Annotated in this window: 21 protein-coding genes and 1 tRNA gene; 7 read left to right on the plus strand and 15 right to left on the minus strand. The window is 57.6% G+C overall.

The features are described from left to right. The first annotated feature begins 155 nt into the window (after window positions 1–155). From ACZZ0G_RS04920 to ACZZ0G_RS04950, 7 genes are all read left to right on the plus strand, one after another. Complete coding sequence (locus ACZZ0G_RS04920) at window positions 156–1,130, plus strand: hypothetical protein (RefSeq protein ID WP_463555490.1); 975 nt, start codon at window positions 156–158, stop codon at window positions 1,128–1,130. 405 nt (window positions 1,131–1,535) lie between these two features. Beyond that, window positions 1,536–1,919 (plus strand): glycine cleavage system protein GcvH, encoded by a 384-nt coding sequence (gene gcvH, locus ACZZ0G_RS04925; protein ID WP_016983835.1) that lies wholly within the window; start codon window positions 1,536–1,538, stop codon window positions 1,917–1,919. Window positions 1,920–1,930: 11 nt separating this feature from the next. Continuing rightward, a complete protein-coding gene (gene gcvP, locus ACZZ0G_RS04930) occupies window positions 1,931–4,783 on the plus strand; it encodes an aminomethyl-transferring glycine dehydrogenase (protein ID WP_463555491.1) in 2,853 nt (950 codons plus the stop codon). A gap of 180 nt (window positions 4,784–4,963) precedes the next feature. Beyond that, complete coding sequence (locus ACZZ0G_RS04935) at window positions 4,964–6,340, plus strand: L-serine ammonia-lyase (protein WP_463555492.1); 1,377 nt, start codon at window positions 4,964–4,966, stop codon at window positions 6,338–6,340. A gap of 196 nt (window positions 6,341–6,536) precedes the next feature. After that, entirely contained in the window at window positions 6,537–7,661 is a 1,125-nt protein-coding gene (gene gcvT / locus ACZZ0G_RS04940) for a glycine cleavage system aminomethyltransferase GcvT (protein WP_463555493.1), read from the plus strand. Window positions 7,662–8,064: 403 nt separating this feature from the next. Further along, on the plus strand, window positions 8,065–8,277 hold the full coding sequence (locus ACZZ0G_RS04945) for a cold-shock protein (RefSeq protein WP_003227496.1): 213 nt from the start codon (window positions 8,065–8,067) through the stop codon (window positions 8,275–8,277). Window positions 8,278–8,373: 96 nt separating this feature from the next. After that, the gene (locus tag ACZZ0G_RS04950; RefSeq protein ID WP_463555494.1) at window positions 8,374–8,862 is read left to right on the plus strand and encodes an RDD family protein; all 489 of its coding nucleotides are present in this window, start codon (window positions 8,374–8,376) and stop codon (window positions 8,860–8,862) included. 73 nt (window positions 8,863–8,935) lie between these two features. Here the strand turns inward: ACZZ0G_RS04950 and nadA are convergent, their stop codons facing one another. The 15 genes from nadA to ACZZ0G_RS05025 form a co-directional block, all read right to left on the minus strand. Then, window positions 8,936–9,994, minus strand: a complete 1,059-nt coding sequence (nadA, locus tag ACZZ0G_RS04955) for a quinolinate synthase NadA (RefSeq protein ID WP_016773509.1) — start codon at window positions 9,992–9,994, stop codon at window positions 8,936–8,938. A 271-nt stretch (window positions 9,995–10,265) separates the two neighbouring features. Beyond that, a tRNA-Lys gene (locus tag ACZZ0G_RS04960) sits at window positions 10,266–10,341 on the minus strand. Window positions 10,342–10,403: 62 nt separating this feature from the next. Then, complete coding sequence (gene queC / locus ACZZ0G_RS04965; protein ID WP_463555495.1) at window positions 10,404–11,096, minus strand: 7-cyano-7-deazaguanine synthase QueC; 693 nt, start codon at window positions 11,094–11,096, stop codon at window positions 10,404–10,406. 1 nt (window position 11,097) lies between these two features. Then, on the minus strand, window positions 11,098–11,745 hold the full coding sequence (gene queE / locus ACZZ0G_RS04970) for a 7-carboxy-7-deazaguanine synthase QueE (RefSeq protein ID WP_007912722.1): 648 nt from the start codon (window positions 11,743–11,745) through the stop codon (window positions 11,098–11,100). 167 nt (window positions 11,746–11,912) lie between these two features. Continuing rightward, on the minus strand, window positions 11,913–12,746 hold the full coding sequence (gene ybgF / locus ACZZ0G_RS04975; RefSeq protein ID WP_463555496.1) for a tol-pal system protein YbgF: 834 nt from the start codon (window positions 12,744–12,746) through the stop codon (window positions 11,913–11,915). Between the two features lie 6 nt (window positions 12,747–12,752). Beyond that, window positions 12,753–13,250: a peptidoglycan-associated lipoprotein Pal gene (gene pal, locus ACZZ0G_RS04980; RefSeq protein WP_003178634.1), complete on the minus strand. Its 498-nt coding sequence runs from the start codon at window positions 13,248–13,250 to the stop codon at window positions 12,753–12,755. A gap of 52 nt (window positions 13,251–13,302) precedes the next feature. Beyond that, window positions 13,303–14,583 carry a Tol-Pal system beta propeller repeat protein TolB gene (tolB, locus tag ACZZ0G_RS04985; RefSeq protein WP_016983828.1) on the minus strand — a complete coding sequence of 427 codons (1,281 nt, stop codon included), beginning with the start codon at window positions 14,581–14,583 and terminating at the stop codon, window positions 13,303–13,305. 17 nt (window positions 14,584–14,600) lie between these two features. After that, a complete protein-coding gene (tolA, locus tag ACZZ0G_RS04990) occupies window positions 14,601–15,683 on the minus strand; it encodes a cell envelope integrity protein TolA (protein WP_463555497.1) in 1,083 nt (360 codons plus the stop codon). Further along, complete coding sequence (gene tolR, locus ACZZ0G_RS04995; RefSeq protein WP_161806672.1) at window positions 15,683–16,135, minus strand: protein TolR; 453 nt, start codon at window positions 16,133–16,135, stop codon at window positions 15,683–15,685. The genes tolA and tolR overlap by 1 nt, the downstream gene beginning before the upstream one ends. Window positions 16,136–16,158: 23 nt before the next feature. Beyond that, entirely contained in the window at window positions 16,159–16,854 is a 696-nt protein-coding gene (gene tolQ / locus ACZZ0G_RS05000; RefSeq protein WP_008080223.1) for a protein TolQ, read from the minus strand. Then, entirely contained in the window at window positions 16,844–17,311 is a 468-nt protein-coding gene (ybgC, locus tag ACZZ0G_RS05005; RefSeq protein WP_007912735.1) for a tol-pal system-associated acyl-CoA thioesterase, read from the minus strand. The genes tolQ and ybgC overlap by 11 nt, the downstream gene beginning before the upstream one ends. A 127-nt stretch (window positions 17,312–17,438) precedes the next feature. Continuing rightward, on the minus strand, window positions 17,439–18,500 hold the full coding sequence (ruvB, locus tag ACZZ0G_RS05010; RefSeq protein WP_007912736.1) for a Holliday junction branch migration DNA helicase RuvB: 1,062 nt from the start codon (window positions 18,498–18,500) through the stop codon (window positions 17,439–17,441). Further along, entirely contained in the window at window positions 18,501–19,109 is a 609-nt protein-coding gene (ruvA, locus tag ACZZ0G_RS05015; protein ID WP_003227522.1) for a Holliday junction branch migration protein RuvA, read from the minus strand. A gap of 115 nt (window positions 19,110–19,224) precedes the next feature. Then, window positions 19,225–19,752: a crossover junction endodeoxyribonuclease RuvC gene (gene ruvC, locus ACZZ0G_RS05020; RefSeq protein WP_007962095.1), complete on the minus strand. Its 528-nt coding sequence runs from the start codon at window positions 19,750–19,752 to the stop codon at window positions 19,225–19,227. Window positions 19,753–19,910: 158 nt separating this feature from the next. Further along, the gene (locus ACZZ0G_RS05025) at window positions 19,911–20,657 is read right to left on the minus strand and encodes a YebC/PmpR family DNA-binding transcriptional regulator (protein WP_034153419.1); all 747 of its coding nucleotides are present in this window, start codon (window positions 20,655–20,657) and stop codon (window positions 19,911–19,913) included. Window positions 20,658–20,737: the final 80 nt, after the last annotated feature.

Here is a 20,737-nt window from a genome sequence, read left to right on the forward strand (position 1 = left end):
TCCCAAACGTAATTTTCGTCAATTCAACTACAGAGTAATCAAGTACCGTTCCTAGAAAAGACGGCATCCGTGATGGCATAATGCCCTCAGCCTCATACAGAAAACCGAACTTGAATCACCATTAATAACGACTACTCAAGGAACAGAGTCAAAAAATGTTCGAAGTAAAACTGCTTGCCGCGCTGTCATTCTTACCCATAATCATAACAGCAATAGTTCTTTATGGAGAACGGAGGCGCATATTCATATACGCACCAAAATTCAGACTAAATTACTCTTTCGCAAACTGGAGCATCATCGATTCATACTGCACATCTATTTGGATTGGGACTTTCTCGTTTATCATGCTTGCAGCAGTACAGAAATTCTTCCTAACCAATGTAAGTATATTTTCATTGTGTGCAGGACCGATCTTCCTGACTATTACGGGAACCGTTGCATTACTGATAGAACATTACAAACTTAAAGACACCTACGAGAACCATTCAAAAGCGATCAAAACAATACTTGTGGTATCCGCCGTATTCATTGGTTATAAATCAAACGCAATGACGGATGATGTGATAGCCGAGTACACTTTGGTTAATGCATCAAACTTTCCGGATGCGCAGAAAATCATAGCGATTTGCGTGACAGTGGGGATCTGGGCCTATACAGCAGTGGTTTTCAGCCTAGCAATCTACATCCTCATCAGCATGATAACGTTCACCAAGATGATAACCATCGACAAAATTAACGCCAAGGAGAACCGATATAGACGCTGTCTTATCGGAAATCGCCCCATCACACCAAATACTAAAAACAAAGAGATGCTCATCTTTGCCTCACTTCTTGTGGGAGCGGCCATGACTGTAAGTGCACCATTAGGTTTTGTAGAGCACATAAAAACAAAAGAAATAGAAAAAATAGTGAAAAACCTGATAGTCGAAACATCATTCCACTTACCCCCAGGAATATGCAACGTTGAGCCAGCAGACGGAAGCCGTCTATCATTACTACCTTTCCGCCAAGCTGCCATAGCCATCCCCGACAAGAATTCCACTTACAACTTCGCGATCATTGAATGCAATAGAACCTTCGCGCAACTTCCAAAAACCTTTACGGACGAAAGTACGCAACAAAAAAAATAAAATCATGAATACCAAATCGTATAAATAGAAAATCAGAAACTTCGGAGTGTTAAACATTGTTGCAAGGCCAGTCTAAGGCCTCGTTATACGCCCACAGGCACAGCATCAGAAACGACCTCCACCTGTACTGAAAACGCTACATCGGAACGATATCGATACACCCATCTCTGATCACCGCTGTGCAAGGCTTTGATCCCGTTCAGCTTTTTTCCCCGCTCCGCTGTGTAGCGATTTCGCTACACAGCCCCATTCCAAGCCTACCGAAATAGCCTTCAATCCTTTGATTTACAACGACAAATTAAATTTGGCAGCATTCTTGCTAACTATTTCCTCATAAATAAGGGCGTCCCTGCCCACGCCTTCAACCGCGTCCACCAGACGAGTCTGGCCCCCTGAGGAGTTTCCATGAGCGAGTTGCGTTTTACTGAAGATCACGAATGGCTGCGCACCGAAGCTGACGGCAGCGTTACTGTCGGCATCACCGCTTTCGCGCAGAACGCCTTGGGCGACGTGGTGTTCGTGCAACTGCCTGAGCTGCAGGCTTACGAAAAAGGCGCCGAAGCCGCCACCGTGGAATCGGTAAAAGCCGCCAGCGGCGTGTACATGCCGCTCGACGGCGACGTACTGGCCGTCAATCCGGCGCTGGAAGATGCCCCGGAACTGGTCAACGAAGATCCGCTGGGCGAAGGCTGGTTCTTCCGCTTCCAGCCAAGCGACGCCGCCGCTGTCGGCAAACTGCTCGATCAAGACGCGTACGACCGTCTGATCAAAGCCCAAGCCGAAGCCTGAGGAACACCGACATGACTCAAGTAAACCTTGGCACCGCCAACGAATTCATCGCCCGTCACATCGGCCCGCGCGCCGGTGACGAGCAAGTCATGCTCAACAGCCTCGGCTTCGATTCCCTCGAAGCGCTCAGCGCCAGTGTCATCCCGGAAAGCATCAAGGGCACCAGCGTGCTCGGCCTGGACGACGGCCTCAGCGAAGCCGACGCCCTGGCGATGATCAAATCCATCGCCGGCAAGAATCAGCTGTTCAAGACCTACATCGGCCAGGGCTACTACAACTGCCATACGCCGTCGCCGATCCTGCGTAACCTCCTGGAAAACCCGGCCTGGTACACCGCTTACACCCCGTACCAGCCAGAAATTTCCCAGGGCCGTCTCGAAGCGCTGCTGAACTTCCAGACAATGATCAGCGACCTCACCGGTCTGCCGATCGCCAACGCCTCGCTGCTCGACGAAGCCACCGCCGCTGCCGAAGCCATGACTTTCTGCAAACGCCTGAGCAAGAACAAGGGCAGCCACCAATTCTTCGCCTCGATCCACAGCCACCCGCAAACCCTCGACGTGCTGCGTACCCGTGCCGAACCGCTGGGCATCGACGTTGTAGTGGGCGATGAGCGTGAACTGACTGACGTGACGCCATTCTTCGGCGCGCTGCTGCAATACCCGGCGAGCAACGGTGATGTCTTCGACTATCGCGAACTGACCGAACGCTTCCACACCGCCAACGCGTTGGTGGCCGTGGCCGCTGACTTGCTGGCCCTGACCCTGCTGACCGCCCCGGGCGAGTTCGGCGCGGACGTCGCCATCGGTTCGGCACAACGCTTCGGCGTGCCGCTGGGCTTCGGTGGCCCGCACGCCGCTTACTTCTCCACCAAAGATGCGTTCAAGCGCGACATGCCGGGCCGCCTGGTCGGTGTCTCGGTTGACCGTTTCGGCAAGCCGGCACTGCGTCTGGCGATGCAGACTCGCGAGCAACACATCCGTCGCGAGAAGGCCACGTCGAACATCTGCACCGCGCAAGTGCTGCTGGCCAACATCGCCAGCATGTACGCCGTCTACCACGGCCCGAAAGGCCTGACGCAGATCGCCAACCGCGTGCATCACCTGACCGCGATTCTGGCCAAGGGCCTGACCGCGCTGGGCGCTAACGTCGAACAAGCCAGCTTCTTCGACACCCTGACCGTGGCCACCGGTGCGCAAACCACCGCACTGCACGACAAGGCACACGCTGCGCAGATCAACCTGCGCGTGATCGACGCTCAGCGTCTGGGCCTGTCGGTCGACGAAACCACCACGCAGGCTGACATCGAAACCCTGTGGGGCCTGTTCGCCGACGGCAAGACCCTGCCGGATTTCGCTGCCCTCGCCGCCTCGGTTGAAAGCACCATCCCTGCTGAGTTGGTACGTCAGTCACCGATCCTCAGCCACCCGGTGTTCAACCGTTATCACTCGGAAACCGAGCTGATGCGCTACCTGCGCAAACTGGCGGACAAGGACCTGGCACTGGATCGCACCATGATTCCGCTGGGTTCGTGCACCATGAAACTCAACGCTGCCAGCGAAATGATCCCGGTGACCTGGGCTGAATTCGGTGCCCTGCACCCGTTCGCTCCGGCCGCGCAAAGCGCCGGTTACCAGCAACTGACCGATGAGCTGGAAGCGATGCTCTGCGCCGCCACCGGTTACGACGCGATCTCGCTGCAACCGAACGCCGGTTCGCAAGGTGAATACGCTGGTCTGTTGGCGATTCGCGCTTATCACCAGAGCCGTGGCGATGAGCGTCGCGACATCTGCCTGATCCCGTCGTCCGCCCACGGCACCAACCCGGCCACCGCCAACATGGCTGGCATGCGCGTTGTCGTGACTGCGTGCGATGCCCGTGGCAACGTCGACATCGAAGACCTGCGCGCCAAAGCCATCGAGCACCGCGAACACCTCGCCGCGCTGATGATCACTTACCCGTCGACCCACGGCGTGTTCGAAGAAGGCATCCGCGAAATCTGCGGGATCATTCATGACAACGGCGGCCAGGTGTACATCGACGGCGCCAACATGAACGCGATGGTCGGCCTCTGCGCACCGGGCAAGTTCGGCGGCGACGTCTCGCACCTGAACCTGCACAAAACCTTCTGCATCCCCCACGGCGGTGGCGGCCCGGGCGTTGGCCCGATTGGCGTGAAGTCGCACCTGACGCCGTTCCTGCCCGGCCACGGCCAGATGGAACGCAAGGAAGGCGCGGTCTGCGCGGCACCGTTCGGCAGCGCGAGCATTCTGCCGATCACCTGGATGTACATTCGCATGATGGGTGGCGCTGGCTTGAAGCGCGCTTCGCAACTGGCGATTCTCAACGCCAACTACATTTCCCGTCGCCTCGAAGAGCACTATCCAGTGCTGTACACCGGCAGCAACGGTCTGGTGGCGCACGAGTGCATCCTCGATCTGCGTCCGTTGAAAGACAGCAGCGGCATCAGCGTCGATGACGTCGCCAAGCGCCTGATCGACTTCGGCTTCCACGCGCCGACCATGTCCTTCCCGGTCGCCGGCACGCTGATGATTGAGCCGACCGAAAGCGAATCCAAGGAAGAACTGGACCGTTTCTGCGACGCCATGATCCGCATCCGCGAAGAAATCCGCGCGGTGGAAAACGGCACGCTGGACAAGGACGACAACCCACTGAAAAACGCTCCGCACACCGCAGCGGAACTGGTTGGCGAGTGGACTCACCCGTACAGCCGCGAGCAAGCCGTTTATCCGGTAGCGTCGTTGATCGAAGGCAAATACTGGCCACCGGTCGGTCGTGTCGACAACGTGTTCGGTGATCGCAACCTGGTGTGCGCCTGCCCGTCGATCGAAAGCTACGCTTAAGGAAAGCAGCTGCGAGCTTTGAGCTACAAGCTGCAAGTAAGGGCTGATCTGCTTTTTACTTGCGGTTTGTACCTTGCTGCACGCACTGCGGCGTGAACACCAGCCGCAAGGAAAAGTCGATCTGCCTTTACTTGCAGCTTGCCGCTTGAAGCTCACCACTGCTCCGCAGGAGCCCCCCTCATGTCGTTAAGCGTGTTCGACCTGTTCAAGATTGGCATCGGCCCCTCCAGTTCTCACACCGTCGGCCCGATGCGTGCTGCTGCGCGTTTCGCCGAAGGTTTGCGCCGGGAAAACCTGCTGACGGCCACCGCCAGCGTTCGCGTTGAACTGTACGGTTCCCTCGGCGCCACCGGTAAAGGTCACGGCAGCGACAAAGCCGTGCTGCTCGGCCTCGAAGGCGAACACCCGGACACCGTTGATACCGAAACCGTCGCCGCACGCCTGCAAGAAATTCGCGGCAACGGCCGACTGAACCTGCTCGGTGAACACAGCATCGCGTTCAACGAGAAAGAACACCTGGCGATGATCCGCAAGCCGCTGGCCTATCACCCCAACGGCATGATCTTTCGCGCCTTCGATGCGGCGGGCCTGCAGATTCGCAGCCGCGAGTACTACTCGGTCGGTGGTGGTTTTGTCGTCGATGAAGACGCGGCCGGCGCCGACCGCATCGTCGAAGACGCCACACCGCTGACCTTCCCGTTCAAAAGTGCCAAGGATTTGCTCAGTCATTGCGCCACCTATGGTCTGTCGATCAGTCAGGTGATGCTGACCAATGAAAGCGCCTGGCGCCCGGAAGCGGAGACCCGCGCCGGCCTGCTGAACATCTGGCAAGTGATGCAGGACTGCGTCACTGCGGGTTGTCGTAACGAAGGTATTTTGCCCGGCGGTTTGAAGGTCAAACGCCGAGCGGCGGCGTTGCATCGACAACTTTGCAAGAACCCGGAATCAGCATTGCGCGATCCGTTGTCGGTGCTTGATTGGGTCAACCTTTACGCCTTGGCGGTCAACGAAGAAAACGCCAACGGCGGTCGTGTGGTCACTGCCCCCACCAACGGTGCAGCCGGGATCATTCCGGCAGTGCTGCATTACTACATGCGCTTTATCCCCGGTGCGAATGACGACGGCGTCGTACGCTTTCTGCTGACGGCAGCGGCCATAGGCATTCTCTACAAGGAAAACGCCTCGATCTCCGGCGCTGAAGTTGGTTGTCAGGGTGAGGTCGGCGTCGCCTGTTCAATGGCCGCCGGCGCGTTGTGCGAAGTGCTCGGCGGCAGCGTTCAGCAAGTCGAGAACGCGGCGGAAATCGGCATGGAACACAACCTCGGCCTGACCTGCGACCCGATTGGCGGGTTGGTTCAGGTGCCGTGCATCGAGCGCAATGCCATGGGTTCGGTGAAAGCGATCAACGCGGTACGCATGGCCATGCGCGGCGACGGTCAGCATTTCGTCTCCCTAGACAAAGTCATCCGCACCATGCGCCAGACCGGCGCCGACATGAAAAGCAAATACAAAGAGACCGCCCGCGGCGGTCTGGCGGTCAACATTATCGAATGCTGACCACGAAACCGGCCAAACGAAATTGACCACCTCTCCCCTAGGGAGAGAAACGTAACTAGCCCCCTCTCCCTCCGGGAGAGAAACGTAACTAACTCCCTCTCCCTCCGGGAGAGGGCTGGGGTGAGGGGCTTTTGATCTTGATCTTGATCTTGATCTTGCCGCTTACCCCCAAACCCAAATTTTCAAGGAGCCACGCATGTCCACCGAACAACTGTCGAAAACCCCGCTGCACGCTCTGCACCTCGAACTCGGCGCCCGCATGGTGCCGTTCGCCGGCTACGACATGCCGGTGCAATACCCACTCGGCGTGATGAAAGAACACCAGCACACCCGTGAGCAGGCCGGGATGTTCGATGTCTCGCACATGGGCCAGATCCGCCTGACCGGCGCCAACGCCGCCAAAGCCCTGGAAACCCTGGTGCCAGTGGACATCATCGATCTGCCGGTGGGTATGCAGCGTTACGCGATGTTCACCAACGAGACCGGCGGCATCCTCGATGACCTGATGGTCGCCAACCTCGGCAACGACGAGCTGTTCCTGGTGGTCAACGCCGCGTGCAAGGATCAGGACCTGGCTCACTTGCAAAAACACATCGGCGATCAGTGCACCATTACGGCGCTGTTCGAAGAGCGCGCACTCTTGGCATTGCAGGGTCCAGCAGCCGTTACCGTACTGGCGCGTCTTGCGCCGGAAGTGGCGAAGATGACCTTCATGCAGTTCGCCCGCGTGTCGTTGTTGGGCGTGGATTGCTTTGTCAGCCGTTCGGGTTACACCGGTGAAGACGGTTTCGAAATCTCCGTTCCGGCTGCCGATGCCGAGAAACTCGCCCGCGCCCTGCTCGCCGAGCCGGAAGTCCAGGCCATCGGCCTCGGCGCCCGCGATTCGCTGCGTCTGGAAGCCGGCCTGTGCCTGTATGGCCACGACATGAACACCGAGACCACGCCAATCGAAGCCAGCCTGCTCTGGGCGATGTCCAAGCCACGTCGCGCTGACGGCGCACGCGCTGGCGGTTTTCCGGGGGCAGAAAACATTTTCGCCCAGCAACAAAACGGCGTCGCACGCAAACGCGTCGGCCTGTTGCCGCAAGAGCGAACGCCTGTGCGTGAAGGCGCAGAAATCGTCAACGAGGCCGGAGAAATCATCGGCCGCGTGTGCAGCGGCGGCTTCGGTCCGACCCTGGGCGGTCCGCTGGCAATGGGTTACCTCGACAGCGCTTTTGTCGCCATTGACACACCGGTTTGGGCCATCGTGCGTGGGAAAAAGGTGCAAATGCTTGTAAGCAAAATGCCATTTGTTCCACAACGCTACTATCGTGGTTGATTGACTGTTTCTATAAGTAACGCGATTGCGTAATGCGTGCACTAATGTGTCACGCAATCGCCACAAAAAAGTGCATTTTCTAACAATCGATTCGAATATGAACTTTGCTTATAACGTTCGGAAACAATTGAACAAGGGAATCGTCTAAGCCCGCACTAGTGAAAGGACTAACTTGCTCAAACTCAGTAAAACCGGGGGCTTCGCAGGGCTTGTTTTTTCTCCCGTAGTTGGCGTAGAGTTTGTCCACTGTGTTTGCATGGGTCAGCTTGGAATCGTGACCTGGGCAGTAGCCTACAAGTTAGCTACATCCCGTTCGACGTCTTCTTACTCTCCTGCAACCAGCCCCAGTACTCTTTCATGAGAAAGAGACTGTCATCAATTTTTGCGTCAAAGGAAATAAGAAATGTCCACACGTCAGAGCGGTACCGTCAAGTGGTTTAACGACGAGAAAGGTTTTGGTTTTATCACTCCAGAAAGCGGTCCGGATCTGTTTGTGCATTTCCGCGCCATTCAGGGCAACGGCTTCAAAAGCCTGAAAGAAGGCCAGAAAGTGACCTTCGTTGCTGTGCAGGGCCAGAAAGGCATGCAGGCTGACGAAGTACAAGCAGAAGCCTGATTTCTGATACGAAAAGGCCCCTGATATTGATATCAGGGGCTTTTTTGTGCGCGCGAATCCGTAAAATGGCGCTTCAATTTGCGTCCAGAGGCTGCCATGTCGAAAAACCTGCTCACGCCCCAAGGGGATTTCCCTCCCGTTGGTCTAGGTCGGCGTCTGGCCGCGATGTTCTATGACTTTCTGCTGTGCACCGCTCTGCTGATCGTCACCGGATTCGTTTACAAGTTGATCCAGGCAGCGATCATCGGCGAAGAACGTCTGCGGGTGATGACCGATGCCGGGCAACTTGACGGTGATCCGCTCTACTCCACCGTGCTGCTGTTGGTGCTGTTTGGGTTCTTCGCCAAGTTCTGGACCCATGGCGGGCAGACACTGGGCATGCAGGTGTGGGGGATTCGCGTGCAGAACGCCAATGGCACGGCAATCAGTCTGTGGCAGGCGCTGTTGCGCTTTATGGTGTCGATTGCGTCGTGGCTGTGCGTGGGGCTGGGATTCTTGTGGTCGCTGTATGACAAGCAGAAGCGCACGTGGCATGACATCTACTCCGATACTCGCCTCGTGCGAATTCCGAAAAAGACCAAATAGCTTCCAGACACCAAAAACTACTGTGGGAGCGAGCTTGCTCGCTCCCACAGGTTTTGTGTAATGCTTTTAGAGCTTAGGCGTTACCGGCCAGCTTCATCCGCGCCGCCTGAGTGAAGTCCAGCATGCGCTTCAACGGCCGAATCGCCTGCGGAATCAACGCCGGATCAACAAAGATCTCGTTCGTCCCTTCCTTCAAGCTCTTGAGCGTGCGCTCAAGGGTGTTCATGGCCATCCACGGGCAATGTGCGCAACTGCGGCACGCGGCGCCGTTACCGGCGGTTGGTGCCTCGATGAAGACCTTGTCCGGGCACAACTGCTGCATCTTGTAGAAGATGCCACGGTCGGTCGCGACGATCAGCGTCTTGTTCGGCAACGACTGTGCAGCGGCAATCAGCTGACTGGTCGACCCCACGGCGTCTGCCAACTCGATTACCGACGTCGGCGACTCCGGGTGCACCAGAATCGCGGCGTCCGGGTACAGCGCCTTCATGTCTTCGAGCTGCTTGGACTTGAACTCCTCATGGACGATGCAGGCACCGTCCCAGAGCAACATATCGGCGCCGGTCTTGCGCTGAATGTACGTGCCGAGGTGCTTGTCCGGGCCCCAGATGATGGTCTCGCCGTTGTCCATCAGGCTTTCGACAATCTCCAGCGCGCAACTCGATGTCACCACCCAGTCAGCCCGTGCCTTCACAGCAGCGGACGTGTTGGCGTAGACCACCACCGTACGCTCCGGGTGCTGATCACAGAACGCCGAGAACTCGTCGACCGGGCAACCGAGATCCAGCGAGCAGGTCGCCTCGAGGGTCGGCATCAGCACGCGTTTTTCCGGGTTGAGGATCTTCGCGGTCTCGCCCATGAACTTCACACCGGCAACCACCACGGTCTTGGCCGGGTGCGCGTTGCCGAAGCGCGCCATTTCCAGGGAGTCAGAGACACAGCCACCGGTTTCTTCGGCAAGGGCCTGAATCACCGGATCGCAATAAAAGTGAGCCACCAGCACCGCGTCCTGAGCCTTGAGCTCGGCGGCGATGGCGGAACGGTAATAAGCCTCTTCCTCAGCCGTCAGCGGTTTGGGCTGTTTGGCATCGAGGTGGGCTTGAACCAGAAGGCGTTCGGAAATCTGCGTCATGTTCGCAAGACCTGCAGGCGCGTTCGCGCGAAAGTCGAGTATACACCCGGCTCCGGACCGCTTGAGGGTACCGCCGGGAGAGTGAGTATTATCAGGCACGGACAGCATTGAAGCTGCGCAAGGCTACAGAATATCCCGTTGATACAAAAGATGATTCTGACCTGCGTCAGCGCTGCGGGTATTGAAATAACGCGTAGCGAAATTGCAGGCAAAAAAAAACCCGGAAATCCTCACTTTCGTGGGCCTTCCGGATTTTCTAAACCGCCAAATATGGTGGGTCGTGTGGGATTCGAACCTACGACCAATTGGTTAAAAGCCAACTGCTCTACCAACTGAGCTAACGACCCGCTGTGTGGTGGCGCGTATAATACTGATTTTTAAGGACTATTCAACACCTTTTTGAAAATAATCAAAAATAAGCTGTTGGATCGTCCACACCAGCTGCCGCAAAGCCTTCTGCGCGCAGGCGGCAGCTGTCGCATTTGCCGCACGCGCGGCCGTCATCGTCGGCCTGATAGCAGGAAACGGTGAGGGCATAATCAACGCCAAGCTTCACGCCCGCCTGAACGATCTGTGCTTTGCTCAGGTTCTGTAACGGCGCCTGAATGCGGAAGCCGTTACCTTCCACTCCCGCCTTGGTCGCCAGATTAGCCATACGCTCGAACGATTCGATGAATTCGGGGCGGCAATCCGGGTAACCGGAATAGTCCACCGCGTTGACACCGATGAAGATGTCACGCGCGCCGAGCACTTCTGCCCAGCCCAACGCCAGTGACAAGAACACTGTATTGCGCGCCGGCACGTAAGTGACCGGAATGCCTTCGCCCAGTTCTTCGGGAATCTCGATGCTGGTGTCAGTCAGAGCCGAGCCGCCCATGCCATTCAGGTTCAGGCCAATCACTTTGTGCTCAACCACGCCCAGGTCGCGGGCGACTCGTGCAGCAGCGTGCAATTCGGCATGGGAGCGCTGACCGTAATCGAAGCTCATGGTGTAGCAGCTGTAGCCTTGCGCGCGAGCCATGGCTACAACGGTCGCCGAATCCAGGCCGCCGGACAGCAGGATGACCGCACGTTTTTCAGTGGTGTTCAGTTGTTCGGTCATATCAGCGCCCCGGCTCGTCATTCCAAAGATATTTATGCAACTGCAATTGCAAGCGCACCGGCAGGTTGTCCGCCACCACCCAATCCGCCAGATCGCGGGCATTGAGGTCATGGTGACTTGGGGAAAACAACACTTCGCCGGCACGCCGATCGAGACCGTACTGAATCAGCTTGGAGACGGCCCAGTCATAGTCGTCCCGCGAGCAGATGACAAACTTCACCTGATCGTTGGGCGTCAGCAGTTCGATGTTCTCGTAACGGTTGCGATGGGCTTCTTTCGAATCCGGCGTCTTCAGGTCGACAACGCGACTGACGCGCGGATCGACAGCCGAGACATCGAGGGCGCCGCTGGTTTCCAGCGAGACCTCGTAACCGGCATCACACAGCTGTTTGAGCAAAGGAATGGCGTTCGGCTGTGCCAACGGCTCACCGCCGGTGACGCAGACGTAGCGCGGACGAAATCCGGCCACTTGCTCGAGGATATCGTCGAGGGTGCGCACAGTGCCGCCACTGAACGCATAGGCGCTGTCGCAGTATTGGCAACGCAATGGGCAACCGGTCAGGCGCACAAAAACAGTGGGCAGCCCGGCAGTCCGCGTTTCCCCCTGCAACGAGTAGAAAACTTCGGTGATTCTTAATGTGTCTTGCATAGTCGCCACGGGCGTAACAGCTAAACAGGCTGTCCGCCTCCGTCAGGCACTTCAGGCAATCCCGCCAACGCGTAGACCACAAGAAGCGTGTTTCAGAAAAAAGGGCGTGAATTCTAACGAAAAAACCCGCGACAAGCGCGGGTTTCTTCCAAACGGGTCAAGCGTGCTTACATGCGTTGCAGATCGCGTTGAGCCAACTGAGCGGCGGAGGTGCCTGGGTATTGGGCCACCACCTGCTGCAGAATGCCTTTGACCTTGTCGGTGTGACCGAGGCGGCGTTCTACGTCAGCCAGCTTGTACAGCGAGTCCGGCACTTTGGCGTGCTTGGGATACAGCTGCGAAACCTTGGCGAAAGCCTGACCAGCGCCCTGCAGATCGCCCTTGGCCAGATTGACTTCGCCCAACCAGTACTGGGCGTTGCCTGCGTACTGACTGTTCGGGTATTTGCGCAGGAAAGCGGCAAAAGCCTGGCTGGCCTTGTCGAAATCCTTGGCTTTGATCAGGTCGAAAGCGGCATCGTAATACAGCTTTTCCTTGGCCGGATCACCCGGTTCGCTGCTTGCAGCAGGTGCCTGGGCAGCAGCCCCGGCGCCAGCGGCAGCACCGGCAGCAGCACTTGCATCGCCACCGGCAGAAGAATTCTCAGGAGTCGCGGCAGGTGCAACACCGGATCCTATGCGCCGATCAAGATCCTGGTATCGCTCCAGGGATTCCTGCTTCATGCGCGCAACCTGATTCTGCAGTTCTTCAATCACACCTTGCTGGCGCGATATCTGATCCTGCATTTGTTGCAGTTGGTTGAACAGCATGCCTTGTGCCGAGGCAGGGGCCGAAGCCGCTCCCCCGGCATAGGCGCCGTTCGTACCGTAACCTGCAGGCGGATAACTGCTCCCGCTATTGTTATAACCGGAGTTGTCATCGACCACAGGAACCGCAGCCCACACCGCAAGCGGCGCGAGGCTGAGAGCCAGAACAGTTACAGCACGACGGCACGTTCGCATATCGAATTACTTACGCAGTTCGACGCGACGGTTTTGAGCCCAAGACTGCTCGTCGTTGCCGGTAGCAACTGGACGCTCTTCGCCGTAGGAAACCAGTTCCAGCTGAGCTGGGGAAACACCTTGCAGTACCAGGTAGCGCTGAACGGCTTTCGCACGACGCTCGCCCAGTGCCATGTTGTACTCACGAGTACCACGTTCGTCGGTGTTGCCTTCCAGAACAACGCGAGCGCCGTTTGCTTTCAGGTCTTTGGCGTGAACGTCCAGAGCGCGCATGGCTTCTGGCTTCAGGTCCGAGCTGTCGTATTCGAAGTAGAAGGTGGTGATTGCGCGCAGAGCAGCTTCTTCGCTCAGGGAACCGTCAACGGCACCAGTGTTTGCGCCGTAACCAGCGTTTGGATCAACAGCGCCTTCACCGGCGTTGTCGCCGCCTTTGGACGAGCAACCTACAGCTACAGCCATGGCCAGAGCCAGCGCAGCAAATTTACCAAACTTCAGCATTTCCATCGTGAAACTCCTAATGAACCCCAGTGTGTTAAGTAAAACGTGTAGCGCCCGCTCACTTCAGGTAAGGGGACCAGGACGGTTCTCTGACTTCGCCTTGAGCGGTAGGAAGCGGGAGCCTAACGCGTCCATTAATGGACACGAGCATCAAGACTCCCCGGCCCTGTTGGCGGGTGGCGTAGATTACCATGGTGCCGTTGGGCGCAACAGTAGGTGACTCGTCCAGAGTGCTATCAGTGAGGATCTTTACACTACCTCGCTGCAGATCCTGAGCTGCCACCTTGAAATTGGTGAAGCCATCCTGACGATGAATCATCACCAAAGTCTTTTCATCAGCCGAAAGTTTCGGGTTGGCGTTGTAGTTACCTACAAACGTCACACGCTCGGCACCACCGCCACTGGCGCTGGTTTTGTAGATCTGAGGCTTGCCGCCGCGGTCCGAGGTGAAGTAGATGGTCGAACCATCCTTGCCCCAGTACGGTTCGGTGTTGATGCCCGGGCCTGCAGTTACGCGAGTGATCTGGCGCGAAGCCAGGTTCATTACGTAGATGTCCGGGTTACCGTCTTTCGACAGTACGAAGGCCAGGCGATCACCGTTCGGCGACCAGGCTGGTGCGCCGTTCAGGCCTTCGAAGTTGGTGATCTGCTCACGGCGACCGGTGTCGATGTTCTGCATGAAGATGCGCGGACGCTTCTGCTCGAACGATACGTAAGCGATGCGCTTGCCATCCGGTGCGAAACGCGGCGACAGGATCGGCTCGCGCGATTGCAGCAGGGTCACGGCGCGGGCACCGTCGTAGTCCGAACGTTGCAGGGTGTAACGGGTATTCTTCTCGGAGAAGCGTTCAGCCGTCACATACAACAGGCGAGTCGAAAACGCACCTTCGATCCCGGTCAGTTTCTGGAACGACTGGTCGGAGATGAAGTGCGCCATGTCACGCAGTTGCTCGGTAGTACCGGAAACACTGCCGTCAGCCACTTTCTGTTCGGTGGCCACGTTGAACAGTGCCCACTGCACCTGCAGGCGACCGCCGGCTGGAGCAATGCTGCCGACCATCATGTATTGAGCACCCACCGCCTTCCAGTCACGGAAGATGATTTCGCTCGGCTGGCTTGGCTGGCTGATCATGTTTTGCTTTGGAATCGGCGAGTAGTAGCCCGAGTTGCGCAAATCGTTACCAATGATTTCAGCCATGTCGTCCGGCAGCACGGCACCGCCCTGCATGCCGAACGGTACAACGGCGATCGGTGTAGCCCGATCGCTGCCGCTGGTAACCAGAATGTTTTTCTCATCCGCCATCGCGATCCCTGCCATGCAGCAGATCACGACCAGCATTCCTCGAAGAAGGTTTCTCACAAGGCTAGATCCTCAGGTGTGAATGTCATCTTGAATGAACGATACGGAGCGAAATCGCTCGGCTTCATTCCCTGCATTTCTGTCAAACGTCCAATATTCTTCACTGCCGCGACTGCCGAGGCATCGAACGGACCATCGCCACTGGACTTGGCCACGCTGACCGAAGTCACCGTACCGTCCGGCAACATGCCGATCTGCAGCACGACCGTCATGCCTTTGCGTGCCGAAGGTGGACGTGCCCAACCTTCTGCAGCTCGCGCACGAATCAGGTCATCGAAACTGCCCGCGACTTCGTCACCCTGCTCATCGGCCAAGGCCTGCTGGCGCTGCGGCGTATCGGAAAGCAAATCGGCCAAGGCCTGAGCCTTTTTGTCTTCGGTCGACTTGCGTGCCGCATCCTGCGCTTTCTTCTTCGCAGCATCGGCAGCAGCTTTCTTCTTCGCTTCGTCGGCGATTTTCTTCTTCGCCTCTTCAGCTTCAGCTTTCTTCTTGGCGTCTTCGGCGGCTTTCTTCTTCGCGTCTTCGACGATCTTCTTCTTGGCTTCTTCAGCAGCGGCTTTCTTGGCCTCTTCTTCAGCAGCCTTTTTCGCTTCTTCTTCAGATTTCTTCTTGGCTATATCAGCCAATTGTTTCTCTTCGGCCTTTTTGGCTTCGGCGGTCTTCTTGGCTTCGTCGGCTTTCTTGGCTTCATCAGCCTTTTTCGCCTCGTCTGCTTTCTTCGACTCGTCGGCCTTCTTGGCTTCCTCGGCTTTTTGAGCCGCTTCTTCTTTCTTTTGTTCCGCAGCGGCCTTGATCTCTTCCTGCTCGATCTTTTTCTGCTCCATCTGCTCGACTTCGGTCTGGCGCGCGGCGGATTTCTTCGCCTCACCCGCAATCTTCTGATTGGTCTGGGTGGTTGCCTGACTTTTCGATTTCAGCTGGTACAGGGTCGCCTGGACGATCGGTTTGGCCGGCGGCAGCTCTGGTGTGAAGGCGAAACTGACGAACAGCATGCCGAACACCAGCACGTGCAGGACAATTGCCAGAACACTAGGCCAGAAGTAGCTTTCCGAGGCGGACGGCTCTCGCTGTTGCTGCATCAGGGGGCCTCGGTAATCAAACCAACATTACCGACCCCGGCTTTCTGCAACCCGCCCATGGCGCCCATGACGGAACCATAGTCGACGGTCTTGTCACCGCGGATGAAGACCTGGGTACGCTTGCCGCCTTCCGTGCCGGCACGAATGATCTTGGTCACCGCGTCGGTCATTTGCGGCAGGGTCATGGCCCTGTCCTGTTGCTTCTCGGTATCGACTTCGCTGCCAAGGTTCCAGTAATAGGTCTTGTCAGCCTTGATCGAAATGGTCAGGACCTGTGTGTTGTTGTCCTGCGGCAAGGCTTCGCTGGAAACCTTGGGCAGATCAACTTTCACGCCCTGATTGAGCATCGGCGCGGTCACCATGAAAATGACCAGCAGCACCAACATCACGTCGATGTAAGGCACCACGTTCATCTCGGCGACCGGCTTGCGCTTTTTGCGAGCTCGAGCGATTAAAGCCATTGGAAATTACCTGCTTATTCTTCGCTGGTGTGCACTTTGCGGTGCAGGATCGCCTGGAATTCATCGGCGAAGGTGTAGTAGCGGCCCAGCAAGGTTTCGCTGCGAGCGGCGAAACGGTTGTAAGCGATAACCGCAGGGATCGCAGCGAACAGACCGATCGCAGTAGCGATCAGGGCTTCGGCAATACCCGGGGCCACGGTGGCCAGAGTCGCTTGCTGAGCGCTGGCGAGACCGCGGAAGGAGTTCATGATGCCCCAGACCGTACCGAACAGACCGATGTACGGGCTGACCGAACCAACGGTGGCGAGGAACGGCAGGCTCTGCTCCAGCTTCTCTTCTTCACGGGAGATGGCCACGCGCATGGCCCGGGCCACGCCCTCCATGACCGCTTCAGGGTCGACACCTGGCTGCTGACGCAGACGGGAGAACTCCTTGAAACCGGCGCGGAAGATCTGCTCGACGCCCGAATCCGGATCCGGGTTGCTGCCCGCCTGACGGTACAGCTTGGACAGGTCGATACCCGACCAGAAGCGCTCTTCGAAGCTCTCCAGGGCGCGTCGACCGGCACGCAGCAGATTGCTGCGCTGAAAGATCATGATCCATGAGGTCACCGATGCGGCCACCAGGGTCAACATTACCAACTGCACCACGATGCTGGCATTGCTGACCAGGCTCCACATGGAGGAATGGTCGACGACGTTAGCTTCCACGCTTTATCTCCTGCTTTGAGTGTGTACCCGGGCCGACCGCGTCGGCGAAGGCCGCACGCAAGTCTTCGGGAAGGGCCCGGGGTTTCAAACTGTTAGTGCGCACACAGGCCACCAAAAACTGCCCCTCGCAGAGCAGCACATTATCCGTTGCCCGCCTGACCTGCTGTTTGAAGCGCAGACTGACCCGGTTCAATTCGATTACATCAGCGCTTACCAGCAGTTCGTCGTCCAGTCGCGCCGGCGCGTGGTAACGCGCTTCGCTGGAGTGCACGACAAACAACAGGTCCTCCCCTGCCAGCTGCGATTGGGCAAAGCCCAGCTCGCGAAGCCGCTCGGTTCGAGCCCGTTCCATAAACTTGAGGTAATTAACGTAATACACGATGCCGCCCGCATCGGTGTCCTCGTAATAAACGCGACAACGATGTGCGAACGGCTCAAGCCCGTTTTGCGCGCGCATACTCTAGTGCTTACTCCTCAGGTTGCCAATCCGGCCAGGCAACTGTTTTTCATGGTTTCAGGGCAATACCGCAAAAGTACCGTCGTCTGACAGTACAAACCCTGAATAAATCGCCAAAAAATGTGTATCAATCGTCCACGGCATCGAGAAACTCGTCTGCCACGGGCATTTCACCCATTCGTGACGGGATGTTTAAACCAAAGTGCAGGTACGCATGCCGCGTCACCACCCTGCCCCGCGGTGTGCGCATGATGTAACCCTGCTGGATCAGGTACGGCTCTAGCACATCTTCAATGGTATGACGCTCTTCGCTGATCGCTGCGGCGAGGCTGTCGATACCGACCGGGCCGCCATCGAACTTCTCGATCATGGTCAACAGCAGACGCCGGTCCTGATGATCGAAACCGTGTTCGTCGACATCCAGCAGATTCAACGCCAGATCCGCCACTGCTTTGGTGATGTGGCCCTTGGCGCGAACTTCGGCGAAGTCACGCACACGGCGCAGCAAGCGGTTGGCAATTCGCGGCGTACCACGGGCACGACGAGCGATTTCGAACGAACCTTCTGGATCCAGCGGCAGGCCGAGAATGGCCGCCGAACGGCTGACAATCGTTGCCAGATCGGCGGTGCTGTAAAACTCGAGACGCTGGACGATACCGAAGCGGTCACGCAACGGGTTGGTCAACATGCCGGCGCGGGTCGTCGCGCCCACCAGAGTGAATGGCGGCAAATCAAGCTTGATCGAACGCGCCGCCGGTCCTTCACCGATCATGATGTCGAGCTGGAAATCTTCCATCGCCGGGTACAGCACTTCTTCAACGATCGGCGACAGACGATGGATTTCGTCGATGAACAGCACATCGTGCGGCTCAAGATTGGTCAACAGCGCCGCCAGATCTCCCGGACGCTCAAGCACCGGCCCGGACGTGCTCTTGATCGATACGCCCATTTCCTGGGCGATGATGTTGGCCAGGGTGGTTTTACCCAGACCGGGCGGGCCGAAGATCAGCGTGTGGTCGAGGGATTCGCTACGGCCGCGAGCAGCCTGGATGAATAGCTCCATCTGCTCGCGCACGGTCGGCTGGCCAATGTAGTCGGCCAGACTGACCGGGCGAATGGCCCGGTCCTGGACTTCTTCGCGCTCGCGCGGGCTGTGCGCGGCGGTGATCAGACGATCAGCTTCAATCACTTAAATCATTCCCTTCAGGGCGCGGCGGATCAGGTCTTCACTGCTCAAATTCTTGTCCTTGATGGCGGTAATCGCTTTGCTCGCTTCCTGCGGCTTGTAACCCAGGGAAATCAGCGCGCTGACCGCATCGTTCTCGGCGGTATTGACCGGCGCCGGACCATCCGGCTGATTCGGCACCAACGCAAACATGGCTGGCGAAGTTTCCCACGCTTTAAAGCGATCTTTCAGTTCAACCAGCAAACGCTCGGCGGTTTTCTTGCCGACACCCGGCACCTTGGTCAACGCCGAGGTGTCCTGCGACTGCACGCAGCGGATCAGCTCGTCGACTTCCAGACTCGACATCAAAGCCAGGGCCAATTTCGGCCCGACACCATTGAGACGGATCAACTCGCGAAAAAAGTCTCGCTCACGCTTGCCGGCAAACCCATAGAGTAATTGCGCGTCCTCGCGTACGACCAAATGGGTGTGCAAGGTCAGCGGTTCACCGACCGACGGCAGACGATAAAGCGTGGTCATGGGCACTTCCAGCTCATACCCGAGGCCGTTTACATCGAGAATCAGGTGCGGCGGCTGTTTCTCAGCCAAGGTGCCGCGCAAGCGTCCAATCACGTTTCAGATCCTTGAGCGTTGGCCAGCCGTGGGCTGGCGACTATCGAAAGGCCAATTTCGCGCCGACGACTCAGGCGCAGGAAATCTGCTTTCAAGAAAATTGATGCTGATGCTATCAGAGACGCAGGCGCCCGCCACGACTGCGTGCCGTTCCCAAGCCGTGCGGCAGCAGACTGGAGCGCGTGTGGGCGTGACAAATGGCGATAGCGAGGGCGTCCGAGGCATCGATTTGTGGTTTGCTGGTCAATTTGAGCATATGCATGACCATCATCTGCACCTGCTCTTTATTGGCGGCACCGGTGCCAACAACGGCCTGCTTGACCTGAGTGGCCGTGTACTCGGCGATCTCCAGGCACTCTTCGGCACCGGCGACAATCGCTGCGCCACGCGCCTGACCCAGTTTCAGGGCAGAGTCCGCATTTTTCGCCATGAAGACTTTTTCGATGCCCATGGTTACCGGGCCGTAGGTCTGGATAATCTCGCGCACGCCGCGATAGACGATTTGCAGACGTTCGTGCAGCTCGCCGGCGCCCGTGCGAATACAGCCTGAGGCCACATAAATGCAGCCGCCACGCCCGGTATCGCGAACAATCCCGTAACCGGTGATACGCGAACCGGGGTCGATACCAAGAATTAAAGTCATAACGCCTGCAGATTCGGTAAAAGCACGATTTTCAAATCAACCCATAACAAATGTGGGAGCGAGCCTGTTCGCGAAAGCGGTTTCATCATCAGCAACGATGTTGCCTGAAAATCCGCCTTCGCGAGCAGGCTCGCTCCCACATTGAATCGTAGTCGCTCTTAACCGAGCTGAGCGGCCACGTCTTCCGGAATGTCCGCGTTGGAGTAGACGTTCTGCACGTCATCCAGATCCTCGAGCATGTCGATCAGCTTGAGCACCTTTTCCGCGCCCTCCAGATCCAGTTCGGCGCTGGTGGTCGGCTGCATGACGATTTCTGCGTCATCACCCTTGAAACCGGCGGCTTCCAGCGCGTTACGCACAGCGTAGAAACTGGTGAACGAGGTAAACACGTCGATCGAACCGTCTTCGTGAGTGACCACGTCATCGGCATCGGCTTCCAGCGCCGCTTCGGTCAGCGCGTCTTCATCGACGCCCGGCGCGAAGCTGATCTGGCCTTTGCGCTCGAACAGATACGCAACCGAACCGTCGGTGCCGAGGTTGCCGCCGCACTTGCTGAATGCATGGCGTACAGCCGCTGCAGTGCGGTTGCGGTTGTCGGTCATGCACTCGACCATCACCGCCACGCCGCCCGGGCCATAACCTTCGTAGGTCAGTTCTTCAACGTTGTCCGCTTCGGTGGCACCAGCGCCGCGCGCGACGGCACGGTCGATGATGTCGCGGCTCATGTTCGCGCTCAGGGCCTTGTCCAGAGCCAGACGCAGACGCGGGTTGGAACCCGGATCACCGCCGCCCTGACGGGCCGCAACGGTCAGTTCGCGGATCCACTTGGTGAAGATCTTGCCTCTCTTGGCATCCTGACGTTCTTTGCGGTGCTTGATGTTCGCCCACTTGGAATGACCTGCCATAACTCGCTCCGAATTCTCTTTGAAACGTTGCCCGCCCTGCTCATGCAGCGGCCAGCAAATAAAAAATCTCGACCTGCTCT

The organism is Pseudomonas sp. AC169 (genome assembly GCF_979258515.1).